This is a genomic window from Nonomuraea sp. B1E8 (assembly GCF_039871515.1).
In the GTDB taxonomy this organism is placed as follows: Bacteria; Actinomycetota; Actinomycetes; order Streptosporangiales; family Streptosporangiaceae; genus Nonomuraea.
Genome location: NZ_JBDPLS010000006.1, coordinates 198,923 through 220,312 on the forward strand (window position 1 = coordinate 198,923; position 21,390 = coordinate 220,312).

A 21,390-nucleotide genomic window follows, 5' to 3' on the forward strand; every position below is an offset into this window, starting at 1 on the left:
GGACCCCGACGATGGGCATCCATCACGACGATCACCACCACGCCCCCGACGGCCGGGGCAGGGCGCTGCGGCTGGGGGTCGGCGGCCCCGTGGGCAGCGGCAAGACGGCCCTGGTCGCCGCGCTGTGCCGGACGCTGGGCCCGTCGTTGTCGCTGGGCGTGGTGACGAACGACATCTACACCACCGAGGACGCCGACTTCCTGCGCGGTGCGGGCGTGCTCGACAAGGAGCGCATCCTGGCCGTGGAGACCGGCTGCTGCCCCCACACCGCCATCCGCGACGACATCGCCGCCAACCTCGACGCCGTGGAGACGCTGGAATGCCGGTTCGGCCCGCTGGACCTGGTGATCGTGGAGAGCGGTGGCGACAACCTGACGGCGACGTTCAGCCGGGGGCTGGCCGACCGGCAGATCTTCGTGCTGGACGTGTCGGGCGGCGACAAGGTGCCGCGCAAGGGCGGACCGGGGGTCACGGCGGCGGACCTGCTGGTGGTCAACAAGACCGACCTGGCGCCGATGGTGGGCGCCGACCTGGGCGTGATGGCGCGTGACGCGGCGGCCGTGCGGGGCGAGCGGCCGGTCATGTTCACCTCGATCAGGCGGGACCCAGCGGCCGGCGACGTGGCCGGCTGGGTCGCGGAGCAGGTACGCGCCTGGTCGCACGCCCACCCGGCGCCCGTCGCCTGATGCCCGGGGACACGGCCTCCCGCGGGGGCGGGGGCTCGGGACGCCGGGCCATGCGGGCGTACGCCGCCGTGGCGACGGCGCGGGCGCGGGACGGCACGACCGTCGTGCGGCGGCTGGCCTCGGCCCCGCCGCTCACGTTGCGCCAGACCGGCCCGTGCGCCGTCCACCTCGTCTCCACCGCGGCCGGTCCGCTCGGCGGCGACCGGCTCGCCCTGGACCTCGACGTCGCCCCGCGCACCACGCTGGAGCTGGGCTCGGTCGCGAGCACGCTGGTCCTGCCCGGCGAGGGCGTGTCGGAGCTGATGGTCACCGCCCGGGTGGGCGCGGGAGCCACGCTCCGGTTCGCGCCGGAGCCGACGGTGCTCGCCGCCGGCTGCGAGCACCGCCTGCTGGTACGGCTGGCGCTGGAGCCGGACGCGAGCGTGTCGTGGCGGGAGGAGATCGTCTTCGGCCGGCACGGTGAGGCGCCGGGCCGCTGCCATGCCCGCTTCGACGCCACCTGCGACGGCCTGCCGCTGCTCCGGCAGGAGTTCACCGTCGGCGACCCGGACCTCGACGCCTCCCCCGCCGTCTATGGTGCGGCCCGCTGCGTCGGCACCACGTTCCTGACGGCTTGCGCCGGGGAGACGGTCGTGGCCGACGGGGTCGCCGTGCTGCCGCTGGCGGTGTCGGGCACGCTGGTGTCCGCTCTGGCCGCCGACGCGGTGCAGCTGCGCTCGCGGCTGGAATGGGGAGAGCGGGCGGCTCATGAATCGGCGACGGCGGTCACGGCGGCGGCTCGCGGGGCGGTGAGGGCTTCGTCGCGTGAGGTAGCGGCCGCTGGTGGCGGGGCGGGGTCCGGCTTACCCTGATCGTGTGGCCGATTTCCCGCAGCCCAGGCCCGCCGGCCCGCCCACCCGCTCGCCCGCCAGGCCGCGCGCCCGCCGCGGCGCACCGCTGGGCGTCGTGATCGCGGGCGCCCTGCTGATGTCCTGCGCGGTCCTGCCGTGGGCCGGGGTGGAGGCGCGCAGCGAGCTCATCGGTGGTGCGATCGCCGATGACGTCCGCGGCGTCGACGCGGCGGCCGGGGTCTACACCCTGGTGGCCGGGCTGGCGGCGCTGGCGTGCGGGTTCGCCGGGGTGCTCGGGCGCCCGCGGCTGGCCGCGCTGGCCGCCGTCCCGGGAGGCGCGGCCGTGGTGGTGCTGGTGTCGTTCGTGACCGGCGACCGTAGCCTGCGCGATCGGGTCTCCGTCGACCTCGGCGACCTGCTGTCGATCGAGCCGGTGATCAGGTTCGGCTGGTTCGCGGCGCTGGCGTCGGCCGTCGCGGTGATCCTGCTGGCCGTCGTGGCCCTGGTGCGCCGCGGCTGACGGCCCCGGCAAGGCTTCGCACAAGTGCGGGGCGGGCGGCGAACGGTGAGACCGTCCAGCCCGAATCGGTGCGCTTTCCTGACATCGCTCGCTGGGACGGGAGAAGCGGACGATGTTCAGGTTGCTGCGACAATCTTCGCATGCAGGTTGAACAGACAGGGACAGCACTCTGGCAGCAGCTCGACGGCGCCGAGATCGTGGACCTCGCCCAGCCCATGCGGACGGGCATGCCCCAGTCGCCGAACCATCCGAGGTTCCGGATGGTCATCGAGCGCCGCCACGGCGACATGGTGCGCGAGGACGGCGGGTCGGCCGCCAACGAGCTGATCGTGACCGGCGGGCACGTGGGCACCCACGTCGACGCGCTCGGCCACGTCTCCCACGACGGGCACGCGTACGGCGGGGTCGAGGTCGCGGGCATCCAGTCGCACAAGGGGCTGTCCCGGCTGGGCATCGAGACCTTCCCCCCGTACGTGGGGCGCGGCGTGCTGCTCGACGTGACCGCCGTGCACGGCGTGGACGTGCTGCCCCCCGGATACGAGGTGACCCGCGACGACCTGGAGGCGGCGCTGACAAGGACGGGCGTGGCCATCCGGCCCGGCGACGCGGTGCTGATCGGCACCGGCTGGTCGCTCGAATGGGACCGGCCGTCCCGGTTCGTCGGCGAGGAGGGCGGCGTGCCGGGGCCCGGCGCCGACGCCGCCCGCTGGCTGGTCGAGCGGGGCGTCAAGGTGGCCGGCGGCGAGACCATCGCGTTCGAGCACATCGCGGCGGGACGCGGCCACGCCACGCTGCCGGTGCACCGCATCCTCCTCGTGGAGGCCGGGGTGAACATCGTGGAGACCATGCGGCTGACCCGGCTGCGCGAGCTCGGCGCGACCGAGTTCCTGCTGGTGATCAACCCGCTGCACGTCGTCGGCGCCACCGGCGCCCCCGTACGGCCGCTCGCGGTGCTCGCCCCATGACCGGCACCTCCGCCGCTGTGACCATCGTGACCACCCTCGCCGAGTTCGCCGCGCACGCCCGCGCGGGGCTGCCCGCGCCCGTCATGGACGACGTCACCGGTCGCGTGCTCGACATGTTCGGCAACGGCCTGGCCGCCCTGGAGCTCACCGGTCACGACGAGCCGCACGAGGCGGTGCGGCGGCTGGCCGGCCGGTGGGGCGGAGCCGGCGAGTCCTCCGTGCTCGGCCACCCGCTCGCCCTCCCCGCGCCGTCGGCCGCCCTGGTCAACGGCACGCTCGCGCACGCGCTCGACTTCGACGACACCCACCTGCCCTCGGTGCTCCACCCGTCCGCCTCCGTCGTGCCCGCCGCCCTCGCGGTCGCGGAGTCGGCACGCGCGCCCGGAGCGGCGCTGTGCCAGGCCATCGCCGTGGGCAACGAGATCACCAACCGGCTCGGCATGGCCTCCTACCTGCCCGAGCTGCGCAACTCGCTGTTCTTCGAGAAGGGCTGGCACGCCACGTCCATCTGCGGCACCGTCGGCGCCGCCGCCGCGTCGGCCCTGCTCATGGACCTGGACGCCGGCGGCATCGCGGCGGCCATGGGCATCGCCGCGAGCATGGGAGCCGGGGTCATCGAGGCCAACCGCACCGGCGGCACCGTCAAGCGCGTCCACTGCGGCTGGGCGGCCCACGCGGGCGTCGTCGCCGCCATGATGGCCGCCGAAGGGGTGACCGGGCCGCCGACGGTCTTCGAGGGGCGGTTCGGCTTCTTCCAGGCGTTCCTCGACGGGCGATACGACGCGGCCGCGATCACCGACGGGCTCGGCGATCGGTGGGAACTCCTGCGTACGGTCTACAAGCCGTACCCGTCCAACCATTTCACCCACCCCGGCATCGACGCGGCGCTCGCGCTGCGGGCACAGGGGCTGCGGGCCGAGGACGTGGCGGAGATAGAGCTGGGCGTGGCGGCCGCGCCGCTGCGCACGATCGGCGAGCCGTACGAGGAGAAGGTGCGGCCCCGGACTCCGTACCATGCCAAGTTCTCCGGGCCGTACACGGTGGCCAGCGCGCTGGTCGGCGGCGGCGGGCTCGGGCTGCACCTCGACGACTTCACCGAGGCCGCCTTCCGCGACGACAAGCGGCTCGCCCTGGCCGCCCGGGTGCGGGTGGTGGCCGACGAGGTGTGCACGGAGGAGTTCCCGCTGGCGTTCTCGGCCGTGCTGCGCGCCCGCACCAAGGACGGGCGGCGGCTGGAGCACCGGGTGCACAGTTCGCGGGGCGGGCCCGAGCATCCGCTGAGCATGGACGAGCTGGAGGAGAAGTACCGGCTGAACGCCTCGCGCGTGCTCCCGCCGGAGGCCGTCGCTTCGCTCGCCCGGCAGGTCCGCGGGCTGGCGGCCCGCGACGACGTCACCGGCCTGCTCCAGCCGGCCCTCGTCGCCACCCGCCCGCCGTCGCCCGCACCGGACTGAGCGGCGCCGCGGCACGCCCGCCAGGTCCGCCCGTCAGTCGTAGAAGCCCAGGCGGCGCAGCTGCTTCGGGTCGCGCTGCCAGTCCTTGGCCACGCTGATGCGCAGGTCGAGAAAGACCCGCGTGCCCAGCAGCCCCTCGATCTGCTGGCGGGCCTTGGTGCCGACCTCGCGCAGCCGCGCGCCCTTGTGCCCGATGACGATCGCCTTCTGGGACGGCCGCTCCACGAACAGGTGCGCGTAGATGTCGAGCAGGTCGTCGCGCCCCTCCCTGGGCATCATCTCGTCCACGACGACGGCGATCGAGTGGGGCAGCTCGTCACGCACACCCTCCAGCGCCGCCTCCCTGATCAGCTCGCCGACCAGGATCTGCTCGGGCTCGTCGGTGAGCCGGCCGTCCTCGTAGAGCGGCGGCGACTCGGGCATGTGCTCGATCAGCACGTCGGCCAGCACGCCGAGCTGGTCACCCGACTGCGCCGACACGGGCACGATGGCGGCGAACTCCCCCACCTCCGAAACCGCCAGCAGTTGCTCGGCGATCTGCTCCTTGCTCGCCAGGTCGCACTTGGTCACCACCGCGACGACCGGGGTCTTCTTCACCGCCGCCAGCTTGTCGGCGATGAACCGGTCGCCCTTGCCGATCGGCTCGTTGGCCGGCACGCAGAAGCCGATCGCGTCGACCTCGGTCAGCGTGGACAACACCAGGCTGTCGAGCCGCTCGCCCAGCAGCGTGCGCGGGCGGTGCAGCCCCGGCGTGTCGACGATGACGAGCTGGGCGTCGGGACGGTGCACGATGCCCCTGATGACGCGCCTGGTGGTCTGCGGCTTGGACGAGGTGATCGCCACCTTGCTGCCGACGAGGGCGTTCATCAGCGTGGACTTGCCGACGTTCGGCCTCCCCACAAAGCAGGCGAATCCGGCGCGATGGCTGTCTGGCGAAGTCACACTGTGCATTCTGGCCTATCAACCGACGTGTTCACGCCACCAGGTGAACGCCTCGGGCGCCACGAGCGGCGTCCACGGGGTCGTCTTCAGCCCGGCGAGCTCCTGCTCCGACACCCAGCGGAAGTCGTCGATTTCCACGCCGTCGGGTCGGGGACGCCCGGCGACGACCGTGCAGGCGTACGCCGCGATGACGTAGCCGACCCGGTGGCCGTTGGGATAGACGGTGCGGAACTCGGGGCCGCCGTACACGCCGATCAGGCCCAGCGCCTCGACCTCGAGGCCGAGCTCCTCGTGCAGCTCCCTGACCACGGCGTCCGCCGGCCGCTCATCCGGGTCGATGCCGCCGCCCGGCGCCGCCCAGAGCCCCACGTCGCCGTGCCGGGCCACCAGGAGCCTGCCCTCGTCGTCGAACACGAAGCCGGAGGCCGACGGCAACATCATCAGGTCGGTGCCGACCTTCTCCCGCAGCCGCGCCAGAAAGGGCGACATCGGCATGTCAGCCCCGCACCGTGCCGTCGGGGCCGGCCACGAGCAGCGCCTTGACGCCCAGCTCGGCGGCCACGGCCTCGTCGGCGGCGCTCGGCCCGCCCTCGCTCACCAGCACGGCGGCCTCCAGCGACCGTGCCCCGCTGGAGATCGCCATGGCCACCGCGACCTGCACGGCCGGCAGCGTCAGCGCCTCCAGCGCCACGTTCGTCGCCGCGTAGGTGCGGCCGGTCTCGTCGCGCACGGCGGCTCCTTCCGCGGAGCCGTTGCGGGCCCTGGCGGACCGGGCCAGAACGATGAGCTTGTTGTCTTCCGGATCGAGAGTCACGGGTCCAGGCTAACGAGTGGACCGCCGTACGGATGACGGCGAGGGGCCGACCTCACGGGTCCTCCGTTCCCGGCCTCAGCGGTCCTCCGCCATGGTGATGACCGCGTCGACCATCGCCCGCGTACGGCCGGCGTCCACATCCTCCAGACCGGTGTGCACCACCGACACCAGCGTGTCGCCGGCCCGCGACAACACCACGTCCATCGCGTACGGGTAGCCGTTCAGCCGGCCGGTCAGCCGTGCGCCCACAGCCTCGTCCCCCACGTCCTCGATCGGCAGCTCGCGTGAGCGCAGGTCGGTGCCGGAAGGGGAGCTGACGCGCCGGCACGACTCCAGCGCGTCGGCCAGCTCGTCGAGGTGGTCGGCCGCCTCGCCGCCGGTGTACCTGGCGAGCGCGACCCCGGCCTGCTCGCCCAGGTCGTCGCCGGCGTAGCTGACCGCCACCTGTGCGGTCAGCGCCTGGCTCGGGGCCCGCCCCTCAGCGGGGCGGAGCATGGTGCGGCAGTTCTTGCCCGCCTTGTCGAACGGTATCCGCCAGGCCTCCCCCGGCCTGGGCGTGAACCCGTCGGGCAGCCGGGGCTCCTCGCTGAGCACCGCGCGCAGCTGCGCCATGACCCCCGGATCAAGGTGGCTCCCCGCCGGCCCGCCGCCGCATCCGGCCAGGACGCAGGCCAGCAGCCCGCAGCCGACGATCCCTCGTTCGCGCCTCATGATTCCCCCTGGTCGCAGCCTCCCCAACCGGCGAAGCAGCAACCCACCGAAATTCCCACCAACCCGCAAAAAGGGTGTTCTCATCCGGTTTCCTGGACGAGAACACCCTTGCGCCGACCGACGCCACAACCCCCTAGCAGGCCGTGACGCCGTCGCCCCCCGGAGCGCCAGCCTGCCGCGAACCCCATCCGGCTTCTGACGCTCCCCGACACCCACCGCACTGGATGTCTTGGTGAGAAGACTGCCGTGCGGAGCTTGCAGACCACTTGTAGAACGCTTGCGGCATCCATCCGTACAGGTCCCGGTCGCGGGTCACTCCCGCTCGACGGCGGCGGGAACGGCCTCGTCCTCGGGAGGCACCACCCGGCGCACCACCACGGTGCTGATGCGGTTGCGGCGTCCCGCGAGACTCTCGGCGGTCAGCGAGAGCCCGGCCACCTGCGCGTGCGAGCCGGCGATCGGCACCCGCCCGAGCGCGTGGGCCAGCAGGCCGCCCACCGTCTCCACGTCGTCGACCTCGATCTCCGTGTCGAACAGCTCGCCCAGCTCGTCGACCGGCATGCGCGCGGTCACCCGCATGCCACCGTCGGGCATGGGTTCGACGCGCGGCGCCTCCTGGTCGTACTCGTCGGTGATCTCCCCGACGATCTCCTCCAGGACGTCCTCGATCGTGACCAGCCCGGCCGTGCCGCCGTATTCGTCGATGACGATGGCGATGTGGATCTGCCTGGCCTGCATCTCCCGCATGAGCTGGTCGATGGGCTTGCTCTCGGGCACGTACGCGGCCGGACGCATGATCGACTCGACGGTGTCCTTGCCGCCGCCCTCGCCCGACTCGTGGATCTTGCGGGCGATGTCCTTCAGATAGGCGATGCCGACGACGTCGTCCTCGTTCTCGCCCACGACCGGGATGCGGGAGAACCCGCTCCGCAGCGCCAGTGACAGGGCCTGGCTGATCGTCTTGGCGCGCTCGATGTAGACCATGTCGGTGCGGGGCACCATGACCTCGCGCACCAGCGTGTCGCCCAGCTCGAAGACCGAGTGGATCATCTCGCGCTCGTCGGGCTCGATCACCCTGCGCTCCTCGGCCAGGTCGACCAGGTCACGCAGCTCGGCCTCCGAGGTGAACGGCCCGTCGCGGAACCCCTTGCCGGGGGTCAGCGCGTTGCCGAGCAGGATGAGCAGCTTGGGCAGGGGGCCGAAGATGCGGGTCAGGCCGTACACGATCGGCGCGCTGGCCAGCGCGACCGGCTCGGCGTGCTGGCGGCCCAGCGTACGCGGCATGACCCCGACCACCACATAGCTGATCACGATCATCACGACGGCGGCCCAGACGTAGGCCCAGCCCTGGTCGTGCATGAGATCGATGAACAGCAGGGTGGCGATGACCGTCGCGACCAGCTCGCAGCTCAGCCTGAGCAGCAGCAGCAGGTTGAGGTAGCGCGGCGGGTCGTTGACGATGGCCTGCAACCGCGCCGCGCCGCGCCGGCTCTCGCGCGCGTATTCCTCGGCGCGCACCCTGGAGATGCGCGTCAGTGCCGTTTCCGCACTGGCGATCAGGCCACCGATGATCACGAGGGCGATGACCAGCAACAACCAGGCGTTCACCGCGAGTTGCGCACCCCCTGCCACGACTCGAGGAGCCGGGCCTGCAAGCCGAACATCTCCTTGTGCTCCTCAGGCTCGGCGTGGTCGTAGCCGAGCAGGTGGAGGATTCCGTGGGTGCACAGCAGCTCCAGCTCGTCGGCGGCGCCGTGACCCGCCTCGGCCGCCTGCCTGGCGGCCACGTGCGGGCAGAGCACGACATCGCCCAGGAGCGCGGGATCGGCGGCGCCGTCGGCCTCGCCACGCGCGCCGCCCCCGGGACGCAGCTCGTCCATCGGGAAGGCCAGCACGTCGGTCGGGCCCGGCTCACCCATCCACTTCTCGTGCAGCTCGGCCATGGTGTCCTCGTCGACCATCACGATGGACAGCTCGGCGAGCGGGTTGATGCCCATCTCGCCGAGCACATGGGCGGCCAGGGCACCGAGAGACTCCTCGTCGACCTCGACGCCGGACTCGTTGTTCAGCTCAATGCTCACGGTCGCTCACCCGCCGCTTCCCCCGCTGCTGGACGGGCTTCAGCTCCTGGGCGGCCCGGGTGGCGTCGTAGCGCCCGTAGGCGTCGACGATGTCGCTCACCAGCTTGTGGCGTACGACGTCGGAGCTGCTCAGCCGGGAGAAGTGGATGTCGGGGATGCCGTCGAGGATCTCCTGCACCACCCTCAGCCCGCTCACCGTGCCCGCGGGCAGGTCGACCTGCGTCACGTCGCCCGTCACCACGATCTTGGAGTTGAACCCGAGCCGGGTGAGGAACATCTTCATCTGCTCGGCCGAGGAGTTCTGCGCCTCGTCGAGGATGATGAACGCGTCATTAAGGGTACGGCCACGCATGTAGGCGAGGGGCGCGACCTCGATCGTGCCCGCGGCCATCAGCTTGGGGATCGAGTCGGGGTCGATCATGTCGTGCAGCGCGTCGTAGAGCGGCCGCAGGTAGGGGTCGATCTTCTCGTAGAGGGTGCCGGGCAGGAAGCCGAGCCGCTCTCCCGCCTCGACCGCGGGCCGGGTCAGGATGATCCGGTTGACCCGCTTCTCCTGCAGCGCCCGCACGGCCTTGGCCATCGCGAGATAGGTCTTGCCGGTGCCGGCGGGGCCGATGCCGAACACGACCGTGTGCTTGTCGATCGCGTCGACGTAGCGCTTCTGGTTGACCGTCTTCGGCCTGATTGTGCGGCCGCGGGAGGAGAGGATGTCGAGGGAGAGCACCTCGGCGGGGCGGTCGGAGGTCATGCGGAGCATGGCGATGCTGCGCTCGACCGCGTCGGGCGTGAGCTCACCGCCGCTGCGCAGCACCTCGACGAGCTCCTCGAAGAGCCGCACCACGGTGCCGCTCTCGTCGGGAGAGCCCGTGACGGTGATCTCGTTGCCGCGTACGTGGATGTCGGCCTTGAAGGCACCCTCGATGACGCGAAGCAGCTCGTCACGGGAGCCGAGGAGGCTGACCATCGGGTATTCGTCCGGAATCAGCACCTTGGCTTGTGTGCGCGAGGGAGGTGCCGTGCGTCGGGATTCGTGTAGTTCGGACATGGGCAGGCCAGCGGCCTGATGCCTCCCGGTCTCTTTCGGTGTCTTCTGAGCCCATCGTATCCGGGACGACGCCGAATGCTCGCGTCAATATCACCGGGTTGGGCATCAGAGGTCCGGCTAACCCGGCGGCCACGTCAGCGCACGCCCGCCCAGGATGTGGGCGTGCACGTGGAAGACGGTCTGCCCGGCGCCCGGCCCGGTGTTGAACACCACGCGGTAGCCCTCCTCGGCCACGCCCTCCATGACGGCCACGGCGTGGGCGGCCTTGAGCACCTCGTCGGCCAGCCCGTCGTCGGCGTCGGCGAGCGCCGCCGCGTCGGAGTAGTGGCCCTTCGTGATGACCAGCACGTGGGTGGGGGCCTGCGGGTTGATGTCGCGGAACGCCAGTGCCCTGCCGGTCTCGTAGACGATCTCGGCCGGGATCTCCTTGGCCACGATTTTGCAGAAGAGGCAGTCGTTCACACCGGTACCCTATCGACAGCCTCGGCGTCAGGAGTCCGTTGCGAATCGGTAATCAGCTGTGTCGTGCGCAGGAAGATCCACGCGGTTAGGGTGAGTGTGCGACACTTCAGCAAAAAAGAACACGATTCAGGGTCGGGCGAGCGCCACCTGGCGAGGAACACGACTGGGTAATGCACCCTAAGGAACCGGGGAAACCTCAAGAACCGGAAGAGCGTAAACCCTCTGGGAAGGCCGCGCGTCCCACTGATGTGACCACCGAAACCCTTCTGGCCGACAGGTCGATGGGGGCGGTGCCGGTCGGGTGGGATGCCGACATGGCCGTTACCGCGCTCTACAGCGCGCATTTCCGGTCGTTGGTGCGTCTCGCTGTGTTGCTGGTGCGCGACATGGCAACCGCTGAGGAAGTCGTGCAGGATGCGTTCGTCGCCATTCATGGCGCATGGCGTAGGCTGCGTGATCCCGACAAAGCACTCGCCTACCTGCGTCAATCCGTCGTCAACCGGTCCCGCTCCGTGCTGCGTCACCGCGCGGTCGTCGAGAAGTACGCTCCCAAGGGCCTGCCTGACGCCCCGAGCGCCGAGAACGGCGCGATCGGCGAGCTGGAACGCTCCGCCGTCATCGAGGCGTTACGAGCCCTGCCGACCCGACAGAGAGAAGCACTGGTCCTACGCTATTACGGTGATCTGTCCGAAGCTGAGATCGCTCACGCCATGGGCATCAGCAAGGGGGCGGTCAAGAGCCACACCGCTCGTGGCATGGCCGCGTTGCGATCCGTTCTGGAGAAAATGTCATGACCCAGCCCCCCGACGAGTACGGCGACGCGCTGCGTCGTGCGCTCCGTGCGGAGGCGGACGCGGTCGTACCCTCGCCGGAAGGACTGGAGATCATCCGTGCCCGCATCGAGCGGCGCGGCGTTCGCAACCTGTTCTGGTGGCGCGCGGGGGCGGCCGCCGCCAGTGCCCTTCTCGTGGCGGGGACGATCGTGATGACGGTTCCCGGGCTGCGCTCCCAGATCACCGAGGAGAGCCCCGTGCAGCCCGCCGGTGTCGAGTCCTCCGAGGTCCCGTCCAACTCCTCCACCACCCGCTCGCACGAGCCCCCGCCGAAGAAGCCCGTCCCCTCGCGCTCCGAGGTCGTCTTCGTGCCGCCCGAGTCGAGGTCACCGACGCCGCGGACCTCGAAGACGGCCGACTCGACCAGGGCGCCGTCGCCCTCGTCCAGCCCCACGCCCACCACGTGCCCGTCGACGACCGTCGTACCGGCCGAGCCGGCGCCCGACTGCCCCACGAGCACCCCCAGCCCGACGCCCACCCCGGAAGAGACGTCCATGGAGCCCACGGCGTGCCCGATGGAGGAGTGCCCGCCGGGCGACGTCGTGGAGGAGACGCCCACCGGCGGCAGCAGCCCGCTCCTCGACGCCTCCCAGCCGGCGCCCTGACAGCCCTCAGAGGCCCTACCAGCGCCCCGTACGCGTCATCAGCACGGCCGCCGCCGCCACGCCCGCCGTGGACGTACGCAGGACCGTGGGCCCCAGCAGCACCGGCACGGCCTTCGCCGCGCGGAACCTGTCGAGTTCGTCCGCGGAGACGCCGCCCTCAGGTCCCACGACCACCACGATGTCGCCGCCCGCCGGCAACTCCACGCCCGACAGCGGCTCGGCGGCCTCCTCGTGCAGCACCAGCCCCAGCGCCGCCTCCGACAGCAGCCGCTCGACGTGCGAGGTGGAGGCGAGGTCGGCCACCTCGGGCAGACGGAACCTGCGGGCCTGCTTGCCCGCCTCACGTGCCGTGGACCGCCAGCGCCCCAGCGCCTTGGCGACCTTGTCGCCCTTCCACTGCGTGATGCTCCGGGCGGCCGACCACGGCACGATGACGTCGACGCCCGCCTCGGTCATCATCTCGACCGCCAGCTCGCCCCTGTCGCCCTTGGGCAGCCCCTGGACGACGACCAGCCGCCGGCTGGGCGGCTCGACGGTGTGCCGGCCGATCACGTCGAGCCTGAGCGCGTCCTTCAGCACCTCGCGTACGACGCACTCGGCGACGGAGCCGGCGCCGTCGGTCAGGTCGACCCGCTCGCCGGCCCGCAGGCGCCTGACAGAGGCCGCGTGGCGCCCCTCCGGGCCGTCGAGCGTCAGCTCCGTGCCGTCCAGCTCCCGCGACAGGAAGACGGGGACGGTCACGTCACCTGCCGTTGAAGGCGTCGCGCAGGCGGGAGAAGAAGCTCTGCTGCCCGGGGGCGAACTTGCCGGGAGGCCGCTCCTCGCCGCGCTGCCTGGACAACTCGCGCAGCAGCTCCTCCTGCGCCGTGTCGAGGCGGGTCGGCGTCTCGACGTTGACGTGGATCAGCAGGTCGCCCCGGCCGGACTCGTTGAGCCGCTGCACGCCGCGCCCGTACATCGTGATGACCTGGCCCGACTGGGTGCCCGGGCGGACGTCGATCTCCTCGGCGCCGTCGAGCGTCTCCACCGTCAGCACCGTGCCCAGCGCGGCGGCCGTCATCGGGATCTGCACGGTGCAGTGGAGGTCGTCGCCGCGCCGTTCGAAGATCTCGTGAGGCCGCTCGACGATCTCGAGGAACAGGTCTCCGGGCGGGCCGCCTCCGGGACCGACCTCGCCCTCGCCGGCGAGCTGGATGTGGGTGCCGTCCTCGACGCCCGCGGGGATGCGGACCTTGATCGTCCGCCGGGTGCGCACCCGGCCGTCGCCCGAGCACTCCTGGCAGGGGTTGCGGATGATGGTGCCGAACCCGCCGCACTGCGGGCACGGCCGCGAGGTCATGACCTGGCCCAGGAACGAGCGGGTGACCTGGGAGATCTCGCCGCGCCCGTTGCACATGTCGCACGTGTCGGGGTGGGTGCCGGCCGCCGCGCCCGCGCCCTGGCACACCTCGCAGATCACGGCCGTGTCGACGACCAGCTCGCGGGTGGTGCCGAACGCGGTCTCGCGCAGGTCGAGCTCGACCCTGATGGTGGCGTTGCGGCCCCTGCGGGCACGCGAACGGGGGCCCCTGGCGCCGGCCGCGGTGCCGAAGAAGGCGTCCATGATGTCGCTGAAGGGGAAACCCGCGCCGAACCCGCCGGCTCCGGCGCCCGCACCCGCTCCGGCGCCGCCGAAGGGGTCGCCGCCCAGGTCGTACATCTGGCGCTTGTTCGGGTCGGACAGCACTTCGTAGGCCTGCGTGATCTCCTTGAACCTGTCCTGGGTCTCAGGATCGGGGTTCATGTCGGGATGCAGCTCGCGGGCGAGCCGGCGGTAGGCCTTCTTGATCTCGTCCTGACTGGCGTCAGGGCGCACCCCGAGGGTGGCGTAATAGTCGCTGTTTGCCACTTATCGACCTCTTAAGATGCAGCCAGGATCTGGCTGACGTAGCGTGCCACCGCGCGCACGGCGCCCATCGTCACTGGATAATCCATCCTCGTGGGTCCCAGCACCCCGAGCCGGGCCAGTTGGTTGTCGCCAGAACCGTATCCGGTCGCGACGATGGATGTGCCCCGCAGGTAGGGGTTTTCCGAGCCGATGCGCACGGTGAGCGCGGACGGGGTGTCGGACGTGGTCTCGCCGAGCAGCCGCATGAGCACCACCTGCTCCTCCAGCGCCTCCAGCACGTCGCGGAGGCCGGTGGAGAAGTCGGCGCCGGCGAGGTTGGCCGCCCCGGCGAACACGATCTTCTCGTCGTGCCGCTCGACCAGGGTCTCGAGCAGCACCGACAGGATCGTCGCCACGACGGGCCGGTCTTCGGCGGGCAACCGCTCGGGCAGGTCTGCCACCAGGTCGGGCACGCTGGCCAGGCCGCAACCGTCGAGGCAGGAGTTGAGCACGGCGCGCAGGTGCGCGATCCGCGCCTCCTCCACCACCTCGGGCAGCTCGATCACCCGCTGCTCGACGCGGCCGGTGTTGGTGATCAGCACGAGCATGACCCGCCGGTCGTGCAGCGGGACGAGCTCGACGTGCCGCACCGTCGAACGGGTCAGCGTCGGGTATTGCACCACCGCCACCTGCCTGGTCAGCTGCGCGAGCAGGCGAACCGTGCGGGTCACCACGTCGTCGAGGTCGACCGCGCCCGCCAGGAACGTCTCGATCGCCCGGCGCTCGGCCCCCGACAGCGGCTTGACCTGCGAGAGCCGATCGACGAACAGGCGGTAGCCCTTGTCCGTCGGCACCCGGCCCGCGCTGGTGTGCGGCTGCGTGATGTATCCCTCCTCCTCCAGCGCCGCCATGTCGTTCCTGACCGTCGCCGGGGAGACCTTCAGGTTGTGGCGATCGGCCAGCGCCTTGGAGCCCACCGGTTCGTTGGTCGACACGTAGTCTTCGACAATGGCGCGGAGCACCGCCAGCTTCCGTTCGTCAAGCACGCGCTCACCTCCTGCCCTCGTGCCATGGGGAAAACACAGGCTCTAGCACTCTGTGTTCCCGAGTGCCAAGTGTACGGCTCTCGCCCACAAGGTGCGATAACACCGTGTCCCGTCCTGCTTCTAGCTTCCAGGAAGGGACAGGCCTCACACTTGCGCACATGACCGACGATTCCCAGCCCCCGTCGTCCGACCAGCCGCCAGGGCAGGATCCCGACCAAGGTCAGCCCCAACCTCCGCAGCACGGCCCGCAACCAGGCTCCCGGCCGGGCTACACCCCCCAGCCAGGTTCCCAGCCCGGTTACGGCTCTCAGCCGAACTCCCAACCCGAGCCTCAGGCGGACTCACAGCCTGGCTACAGTCGGCCGCCGCAGTTCGGGCATCCATCGCCACCCTATGATCAGCCCTCGGGCTACGGTCAGCCTTCGCCGTACGGGCAACCGCCGTACCACGGCCAGCCCGGGCCGTACGCGCAACAACCCCAGTACGGCCCGCAGCCGCAGTACGGGCCCCATGGTGGGCAACCCCAGTTCCCGCCCCGCATCGACCCGAAGGCCGTGACGCCGCCCCTGTGGTGGCTGGCAGCCGTCTGGGGCGTGGCCGTCGTGTGCCTGATCACCGCCGCCGTCATGTTCGGCGGCGGGACCGGCGCGTCCGGCCTGGCGCCGACCAAGGCGTTCGCGTCCGGCGAAAGCGTCACGGTGCCGATCGACCCCGCGGACAGACCGGCCGTCTACATCGCCAGCGACACGGCCGTCCACTACTCGTGCGAGATCTCCGGACCGGCCAGGCTGGCCAAGACCCCGGGCATCCCGAAGGTCACGGAGGGTGGCACGACCTGGCAGCAGTTCCTCGTCGTCAACGCGCCCGCCAGGGGCGACTACCAGCTGGTCTGCACCCACCAGGAGCAGGCCGCCGTACGGTACGGCATCGGGAGGGACGCTTCCTCCACGGGCGGCGGAACGGCCACCCCGTTGCTGATCGGCGGCGCGGGGCTGCTCGCCGCGGTCATCGGCACGATCGTCGTCCTGGCAGGCCGGGGTGCGTCGCGCAGGCGCCTTGCGGTCGGCGGGTGATTTGCTACCGTCCCCGTGTGTACGAGGGCGATGTACTTGCGGGGAATTGGCGCCGGCCGGGCAAGGGGAAGATCCCGAAAGTGCCCGCCGAGCTGGAGCTCGTCGTGGAAGACGCCGACAGCGGCTTCTGCGGCGCGGTGGTGGCCTGCGACAAGGAGGCCGTCACGCTCGAAGACCGGTTCGGCAAGCGCCGGTTGTTCCCGCTCGCGCCCGCGGCGTTCCTGCTCGAGGGCAAGCCCGTGACACTCGTACGCCCGGCGGCGGCCCTCACGGGCACCAGACGCAGCGCGTCGGGCTCGATCGCCGTCCAAGGGCTGCGGGCCAGGGTGGCCAGGGAGAGCCGGATCTACGTGGAGGGCGTGCACGACGCCGCCCTCGTGGAGAAGATCTGGGGTCACGACCTGCGGGTCGAAGGGGTCGTGGTCGAATACCTGGAGGGCGTGGACGATCTTCCCGCCATCGTGGCGGAGTTCGGTCCCGAGCCCGGCCGCCGTCTCGGAGTGCTGGTCGACCACCTCGTGCCCGGCTCCAAGGAGAGCCGGATCGCCGCCGAGATCACCTCGCCGGACGTGCTCGTCGTGGGGCACCCCTACGTCGACATCTGGCAGGCGGTCAAACCGTCCGTGTTGCGCATCCCCGGCTGGCCGGACGTGCCGCGCGGAGTGCCTTGGAAGGAAGGCGTGATCGCGGCCCTGGGCTGGCGCATGGAGCCCGCGCAGGCATGGCGGCGCATCCTCGGCGCCGTCTCGAGCTACACCGACCTGGAGCCGGAGCTGCTCGGCCGGGTCGAAGAACTGATCGACTTCGTGACGGAGGCATCATGAGCCAGGATCCCCAGCCGCCGCCTGACGACGAACGCACCCGCAAGGTGTCCGCGTCAGACCTCCAGCCGGACCACGGCTCCGGCCCTCAGCCGCCGTCCCCCGGCGGCCACCCGGGCTACGGCGGCCGACCCGGCTCCCAACCCGGCTACGGCCCTCAGCAGGGCTCCCAACCCGGCTACGGCCCTCAGCCAGGATCCCAGCCCGCATACGGCGGCCAACCCGGATACGCCCAGCAACCCGGTTCCCAGCCCGGCTACGGCGGGCAGCCAGGGTACGGCCCGCAACCCGGGTCCGAGTCCTACGGTGAGCAGCCCTACGGCCGGATGCCCGACTCCGAGCCCATCTACGGACCCCAGCCGCCCGGCTACGGCGGCCAGCCAGGCTACGGCGGGCAGCCCGGTTACGGTCCGCCTCCCGGTTACGCGCCACCGCCCGGCCAGGGCCAGGTCCCGGGATACGGCGCTCCCCCGCCCGGCTACGGCCCTCCTCCCGGCCACGCCTACCCCGGAGGCCCCCGCGAGCCGTACGTCCCCGGCCGTTTCGGCCCCCGCCCGGGCACCGACGACACCTCGCTGGCGATGATCGCGCACCTGCTGGGCCTGCTGGCCTCCTGGATCGGTCCGCTGGTCATCTACCTCATGAAGAAGGACGAGTCGCCGTACGTGCGGGACCAGGCGGCCGAGGCGCTCAACTTCCAGATCACGATGTTCATCGGCTATCTCGTCTCGAGCATCCTGATGATCGTCTTCGTCGGCATCCTGCTGCTGCCGGTGGTCTGGATCGTCTCGTTGATCTTCCACATCCAGGCGGCCATGGCCACGAACAAGGGGCAGATGTACCGCTATCCGTTCGCCATCCGCATGATCACCTAGACGAGCAGATCCCTGATGAGGGCGTCGGCCAGCAGCCGCCCCTGGAGCGTGAGCACCATCAGCCCCGACCTGAACGGCCCGGGCTCGAGCAGCCCGCGCGCCAGCGCGCTCGCCACAGCGGGACGCGCGGCGGGCGCGACCTCGGCGAGCGGGTAGCCGGACGCCAGCCGCAGCTCCAGCATCAGGCGTTCGGCGTCGCGGTCGCCGGTGCCCAGCACCTCGCGGGCATGCGCGGGCGAGGCGCCGCCGGCCAGCCGCTGGGCGTAGGCGGCCGGGTGTTTGACGTTCCACCAGCGGGTGCCGCCGACGTGGCTGTGCGCGCCTGGACCGGCTGCCCACCAGTCCCCGCCGGTCCAGTAGAGCAGGTTGTGCCGGCAGCGCGCCGCGTCGGAGGTGGCCCAGTTGGACACCTCGTACCAGTGGAGACCTGCCTGCGACAACATCTCGTCGGCGATCAGGTAGCGGTCGGCGGCCACGTCGTCGTCGGGCATCGGCAGCTCGCCCCGCCGGATCCTGGCCGCCAGCCTGGTGCCGTCCTCGACGATCAGCGAGTACGCCGACACGTGGTCGGGCCCGGCCTCGATCGCCGCGTCCAGCGAGGCCCTCCAGTCGTCGTCGGACTCGCCGGGCGTGCTGTAGATCAGGTCGAGGTTGACGTGCTCGAACCCGGCCGCCCGCGCCTCCCGCACGGCCGCGGCGGCCCGCCCCGGCGTGTGCCCGCGGTCGAGCACCTGGAGCACGTGCTCGCGGACGCTCTGCATGCCGAAGCTGACCCGGTTGAACCCGCCGTGGCGGAGCTTGTCGAGGGAGGACGGGGTGACGGACTCCGGGTTGGCCTCGGTCGTCACCTCGGCCCCCGGCCGCAGCCCGAACTCCGAGGCGATGGCGCTCAGGATCCTGGCCAGGTCTTCAGGAGGCAGCAGTGTGGGGGTGCCCCCGCCGAAGAACACCGTCTCCACCGGCAGCTCGGCCGTGCCCAGGACGCGGCGCGCGAGCCGGATCTCCTCGACGACGGTGTCGGCGTAGTCGCGGTGGGAGGCGCCGGGGCCGAGCTCGGCGGCGGTGTAGGTGTTGAAGTCGCAGTAGCCGCAGCGGGTGACGCAGAACGGCACGTGCACGTAGAAGCCGAACGGACGCTCGCCGAGCCCGCTCAGGGCGCTCGCGGGCAGCTCGCCCGTGGCGGGCGCGGGATCGCCGTCAGGCGGGGTGGATGGCACGCCTCCAGTCTGCCCGCCCCGCGGGAGTGCTCCGGCTTCGGGCGTTGACGAAGTGCTTGTCGCGTCCATTCAGATGACAACATCATCTGGATTGTGAGAGCATCCCAAGCATGTTCTGGCGGAAAGAAGCGGTAGAGACACGGCCGGCACGGATCCGGCAGGCGCGCAGGCGCGCATCGGCGGCGAGGCGGGAGCCCATCGAGCAGGGCTCCCGGGCGGAGACCCGGGGCGCGGTGGACGACGGAGCCGTGACGGCAGCCGACACCGCACACGGCGCGCGGTCGCGAAGGGCGACGCCGTGAGCCGGCCCGCACCTCGCCGCACCGGCACCGGGCTGCTGGTGCTCCATGCACTGCGCTGTGGTGGCCATGCCGGCCTCACCCGTGTGGCCGCGGCCACGGGCATGGACGAGTCCGAGGTCGAGTCCGAGCTGATCGATCTAGCGGTCGCCGGTCTCGTCACGCATCTGGCCGGCGGGTTCGACGTGTGGGGCCTGACGGATGCCGGCCGGGTCGCCGACGCCGAGTGGATCACCGATGAGCTCGAATCAGGTGGCGCGCGTCCCGCTGTCACCGCGGCCTACGAGCGCTTTCTCGTCCTGAACCCGGAACTGCTCGATCTCTGCACGGCCTGGCAGCTGAGGCCCGTCGGCGGCGTCATGACCGTCAACGACCACAGCGACCCCGCGTACGACACTCGCGTCCTCGACCGGTTCTCCGCCCTGGACCGGCGGGCCGCGGTCGTCTGCGCCGAGCTCTCCGCGGCGTTGCCGCGCTTCGGCCGCTATCGAACCCGCCTGAGCGAAGCCCTCGATCGTGCCCGCTCGGGCGGGCTGGAGTACGTGGCCGACCACGTCGCCGCCTCCTACCACATCGTGTGGGCCCAGCTTCACGAGGACCTGCTCGCGACGCTCGGGATCCCCCGGTGAGGTGGATCCGGCCGCTCTCCGCGCGGGCCGAGGAGCCCGCGGAGGTTCTGGGGGCCAAGGCACACGGCCTCGTGATCCTGCACCGTCTGGGGTTGCCGGTGCCCGCCGGGTTCGTCGTCACCGTCGAGGCATGCCGGGCATTCATGCGTGAGGGCCGTCTTCCCGCCGGACTGGACGAGGAGCTCGCGATCGCCATGACCGGCCTGGAGGCCGCGACGGGACGCAGGTTCGGCGGAGCTCAGGCGCCGTTGGCCGTGTCGGTACGCTCCGGGGCGAGCGTGTCGATGCCCGGCATGATGAACACCATCCTGAATCTCGGCCTCACGACGGAAGCGTCATCGGGACTGGCCGCCGAAACCGGCGACGCGCGGTTCGCGCTGAACTCGCGGCTGCGGTTCCTGTCGAGCTTCGCGTCCGCGATCACGAACACCGACGCCATGGGAGTGGCCGCCGACCCCGGCGGAGCCCCAGGGGACGCACAGCTCATCGAAGCGGTCGAGGGGTTCATCCGGCAACGGGCCGGCCGGCCGATCCCTGACGACGCGTCCGAGCAGCTGGAGCTGGCGATCAAGGCCGTCTTCTCGTCGTGGGACGCACCTCGGGCGCGTACGTACCGCGAACTGCATGACATTCCGCACGACCTCGGCACAGCCGTGATCGTGCAGGCGATGGTGTACGGAAACCGAGACGACCGCAGCGGCACCGGAGTCGCCTTCAGCCGTGACCCCAACACCGGAGAGAACATCCCGTTTGGTGACGTCCTGTTCGGGCGCCAAGGCGAAGACGTCGTCTCAGGCCGATCATCGACCCGTCCCCTGCACGAACTCGCCGGCCGGGAACCGGCCGTGTGGACCGCCCTGATGGGAGCCCTGCGCCGGGTCGAGGGGCATTACCGCGATGCGTGCTACGTCGAGTTCACCTTCCAGGCCGGCGAGCTGTGGCTGTTGCAGGTCCGGCCCGGCCGGTTCGCCGGAGGCGCCGCCGTTCGCGTCGCCACCGAACTCGCCGACGAGTGCCTCATCACCCGGCGAGAAGCGCTGCTCAGGGTCTCGCCACACCATCTGCGGCACGTCCGCACGCCCCGCATAGCGGCCTCGGCGAAGGCTGACATCGTGGCCCGCGGAGTGGGAGCCTGTCCCGGTGTCGCGGTCGGCAAGGTGGCGACCACGGCCGAAGCGGCGGTGCGCATGGCCGCCGACGGTCCGGTCATCCTGGTGCGCCCGGAGACGTCCCCGCACGACATGCGCGGCCTGGCCGCCGCCACGGGCATCGTCACCGCGCGCGGCGGGTCGGCCAGCCACGCGGCGGTGGTCGCACGGGCGATGGGAAAGCCCGCCGTCGTCGGCGTCACCGGCCTCGTCGTCGATGTCGCCGCCGCCTCATGGAGGGCCGATGGGCGCACCGTCAGCGAAGGCACCCTCGTCACCATCGACGGGACCAGCGGCGAGGTCGCCCTCGGCAGCCCTCCCGTCTCCACGGACGCGGCCGGCGCCCACCTGCGCCGGCTCCTCGCCTGGGCGGACGACGTGTCGGGCGACCACTCCGAACGCGAGGAGGCCCAACGCCTCACCGCCGCCCACACCACCCTCCGTCACGACTAGCGCGCCGGCCCCGA

General features: G+C 71.5%; 24 protein-coding genes. 12 read left to right on the top strand and 12 right to left on the bottom strand.

Annotation, left to right across the window (positions count from 1 at the left end; translation table 11 throughout):
• The first annotated feature begins 11 nt into the window (after nucleotides 1–11).
• The 5 genes from ureG (at nucleotide 12) to ABGA98_RS21595 (ending at nucleotide 4,455) form a co-directional block, all read left to right on the top strand.
• A complete protein-coding gene (gene ureG / locus ABGA98_RS21575; protein WP_347620161.1) occupies nucleotides 12–686 on the top strand; it encodes an urease accessory protein UreG in 675 nt (224 codons plus the stop codon).
• Nucleotides 686–1,537, top strand: coding sequence for an urease accessory protein UreD (locus tag ABGA98_RS21580; RefSeq protein WP_347620162.1), 852 nt, complete (start codon nucleotides 686–688; stop codon nucleotides 1,535–1,537). The genes ureG and ABGA98_RS21580 overlap by 1 nt, the downstream gene beginning before the upstream one ends.
• A 4-nt stretch (nucleotides 1,538–1,541) precedes the next feature.
• Nucleotides 1,542–2,036, top strand: coding sequence for a hypothetical protein (locus ABGA98_RS21585; RefSeq protein ID WP_347620163.1), 495 nt, complete (start codon nucleotides 1,542–1,544; stop codon nucleotides 2,034–2,036).
• Between the two features lie 140 nt (nucleotides 2,037–2,176).
• Nucleotides 2,177–3,001, top strand: a complete 825-nt coding sequence (locus tag ABGA98_RS21590) for a cyclase family protein (RefSeq protein ID WP_347620164.1) — start codon at nucleotides 2,177–2,179, stop codon at nucleotides 2,999–3,001.
• Nucleotides 2,998–4,455, top strand: coding sequence for an MmgE/PrpD family protein (locus ABGA98_RS21595; protein ID WP_347620165.1), 1,458 nt, complete (start codon nucleotides 2,998–3,000; stop codon nucleotides 4,453–4,455). Before ABGA98_RS21590 ends, ABGA98_RS21595 begins: the two co-directional genes overlap by 4 nt.
• Nucleotides 4,456–4,488: 33 nt before the next feature.
• Here the strand turns inward: ABGA98_RS21595 and era are convergent, their stop codons facing one another.
• The 8 genes from era to ABGA98_RS21635 form a co-directional block, all read right to left on the bottom strand.
• A complete protein-coding gene (era, locus tag ABGA98_RS21600; RefSeq protein ID WP_347620166.1) occupies nucleotides 4,489–5,397 on the bottom strand; it encodes a GTPase Era in 909 nt (302 codons plus the stop codon).
• Between the two features lie 18 nt (nucleotides 5,398–5,415).
• Nucleotides 5,416–5,892, bottom strand: a complete 477-nt coding sequence (locus ABGA98_RS21605; RefSeq protein WP_347620167.1) for an NUDIX domain-containing protein — start codon at nucleotides 5,890–5,892, stop codon at nucleotides 5,416–5,418.
• A 1-nt stretch (nucleotide 5,893) separates the two neighbouring features.
• On the bottom strand, nucleotides 5,894–6,211 hold the full coding sequence (locus ABGA98_RS21610) for a cytidine deaminase (RefSeq protein WP_347620168.1): 318 nt from the start codon (nucleotides 6,209–6,211) through the stop codon (nucleotides 5,894–5,896).
• A 75-nt stretch (nucleotides 6,212–6,286) separates the two neighbouring features.
• Nucleotides 6,287–6,922 (bottom strand): hypothetical protein, encoded by a 636-nt coding sequence (locus ABGA98_RS21615; protein ID WP_347620169.1) that lies wholly within the window; start codon nucleotides 6,920–6,922, stop codon nucleotides 6,287–6,289.
• Nucleotides 6,923–7,234: 312 nt separating this feature from the next.
• Nucleotides 7,235–8,554, bottom strand: coding sequence for a hemolysin family protein (locus tag ABGA98_RS21620; protein WP_347620170.1), 1,320 nt, complete (start codon nucleotides 8,552–8,554; stop codon nucleotides 7,235–7,237).
• Nucleotides 8,527–9,003, bottom strand: a complete 477-nt coding sequence (gene ybeY / locus ABGA98_RS21625) for an rRNA maturation RNase YbeY (protein ID WP_347620171.1) — start codon at nucleotides 9,001–9,003, stop codon at nucleotides 8,527–8,529. Before ybeY ends, ABGA98_RS21620 begins: the two co-directional genes overlap by 28 nt.
• Complete coding sequence (locus ABGA98_RS21630) at nucleotides 8,993–10,048, bottom strand: PhoH family protein (RefSeq protein WP_347620172.1); 1,056 nt, start codon at nucleotides 10,046–10,048, stop codon at nucleotides 8,993–8,995. The genes ybeY and ABGA98_RS21630 overlap by 11 nt, the downstream gene beginning before the upstream one ends.
• Before the next feature lie 117 nt (nucleotides 10,049–10,165).
• Entirely contained in the window at nucleotides 10,166–10,510 is a 345-nt protein-coding gene (locus tag ABGA98_RS21635) for a histidine triad nucleotide-binding protein (RefSeq protein WP_347620173.1), read from the bottom strand.
• A gap of 281 nt (nucleotides 10,511–10,791) precedes the next feature.
• Between ABGA98_RS21635 and ABGA98_RS21640 the strand changes: the two genes are divergently transcribed.
• Both ABGA98_RS21640 and ABGA98_RS21645 read left to right on the top strand, forming a co-directional pair.
• Nucleotides 10,792–11,304, top strand: a complete 513-nt coding sequence (locus ABGA98_RS21640; protein ID WP_049573205.1) for a SigE family RNA polymerase sigma factor — start codon at nucleotides 10,792–10,794, stop codon at nucleotides 11,302–11,304.
• On the top strand, nucleotides 11,301–11,948 hold the full coding sequence (locus ABGA98_RS21645) for a hypothetical protein (RefSeq protein ID WP_347620174.1): 648 nt from the start codon (nucleotides 11,301–11,303) through the stop codon (nucleotides 11,946–11,948). Before ABGA98_RS21640 ends, ABGA98_RS21645 begins: the two co-directional genes overlap by 4 nt.
• A gap of 15 nt (nucleotides 11,949–11,963) precedes the next feature.
• On the opposite strand, the gene ABGA98_RS21650 is transcribed toward ABGA98_RS21645, so the two are convergent.
• Genes ABGA98_RS21650 through hrcA form a run of 3 tightly spaced genes read right to left on the bottom strand, consistent with a single transcriptional unit; the run spans nucleotide 11,964 to nucleotide 14,861 of the window.
• Nucleotides 11,964–12,689, bottom strand: coding sequence for a 16S rRNA (uracil(1498)-N(3))-methyltransferase (locus ABGA98_RS21650; protein ID WP_347620175.1), 726 nt, complete (start codon nucleotides 12,687–12,689; stop codon nucleotides 11,964–11,966).
• 1 nt (nucleotide 12,690) lies between these two features.
• Nucleotides 12,691–13,836 (bottom strand): molecular chaperone DnaJ, encoded by a 1,146-nt coding sequence (gene dnaJ, locus ABGA98_RS21655; protein WP_347620176.1) that lies wholly within the window; start codon nucleotides 13,834–13,836, stop codon nucleotides 12,691–12,693.
• Between the two features lie 11 nt (nucleotides 13,837–13,847).
• Nucleotides 13,848–14,861, bottom strand: a complete 1,014-nt coding sequence (gene hrcA, locus ABGA98_RS21660) for a heat-inducible transcriptional repressor HrcA (RefSeq protein ID WP_347620177.1) — start codon at nucleotides 14,859–14,861, stop codon at nucleotides 13,848–13,850.
• A gap of 554 nt (nucleotides 14,862–15,415) precedes the next feature.
• Here hrcA and ABGA98_RS21665 point away from each other — a divergent pair.
• Genes ABGA98_RS21665 through ABGA98_RS21675 form a run of 3 tightly spaced genes read left to right on the top strand, consistent with a single transcriptional unit; the run spans nucleotide 15,416 to nucleotide 17,630 of the window.
• Nucleotides 15,416–15,934, top strand: a complete 519-nt coding sequence (locus tag ABGA98_RS21665; protein WP_347620178.1) for a hypothetical protein — start codon at nucleotides 15,416–15,418, stop codon at nucleotides 15,932–15,934.
• A gap of 17 nt (nucleotides 15,935–15,951) precedes the next feature.
• Complete coding sequence (locus ABGA98_RS21670; RefSeq protein WP_347620179.1) at nucleotides 15,952–16,758, top strand: DUF3097 domain-containing protein; 807 nt, start codon at nucleotides 15,952–15,954, stop codon at nucleotides 16,756–16,758.
• Complete coding sequence (locus ABGA98_RS21675; RefSeq protein WP_347620180.1) at nucleotides 16,755–17,630, top strand: DUF4870 domain-containing protein; 876 nt, start codon at nucleotides 16,755–16,757, stop codon at nucleotides 17,628–17,630. The genes ABGA98_RS21670 and ABGA98_RS21675 overlap by 4 nt, the downstream gene beginning before the upstream one ends.
• Here ABGA98_RS21675 and hemW read toward each other — a convergent pair.
• Nucleotides 17,627–18,847: a radical SAM family heme chaperone HemW gene (gene hemW, locus ABGA98_RS21680; protein ID WP_347620181.1), complete on the bottom strand. Its 1,221-nt coding sequence runs from the start codon at nucleotides 18,845–18,847 to the stop codon at nucleotides 17,627–17,629. The genes ABGA98_RS21675 and hemW overlap by 4 nt on opposite strands.
• A 298-nt stretch (nucleotides 18,848–19,145) precedes the next feature.
• Here hemW and ABGA98_RS21685 point away from each other — a divergent pair, with 298 nt between their 5' ends.
• The gene (locus ABGA98_RS21685; protein WP_347620182.1) at nucleotides 19,146–19,775 is read left to right on the top strand and encodes a transcriptional regulator; all 630 of its coding nucleotides are present in this window, start codon (nucleotides 19,146–19,148) and stop codon (nucleotides 19,773–19,775) included.
• Nucleotides 19,772–21,376 (top strand): pyruvate, phosphate dikinase, encoded by a 1,605-nt coding sequence (locus ABGA98_RS21690; protein WP_347620183.1) that lies wholly within the window; start codon nucleotides 19,772–19,774, stop codon nucleotides 21,374–21,376. Before ABGA98_RS21685 ends, ABGA98_RS21690 begins: the two co-directional genes overlap by 4 nt.
• Nucleotides 21,377–21,390: the final 14 nt, after the last annotated feature.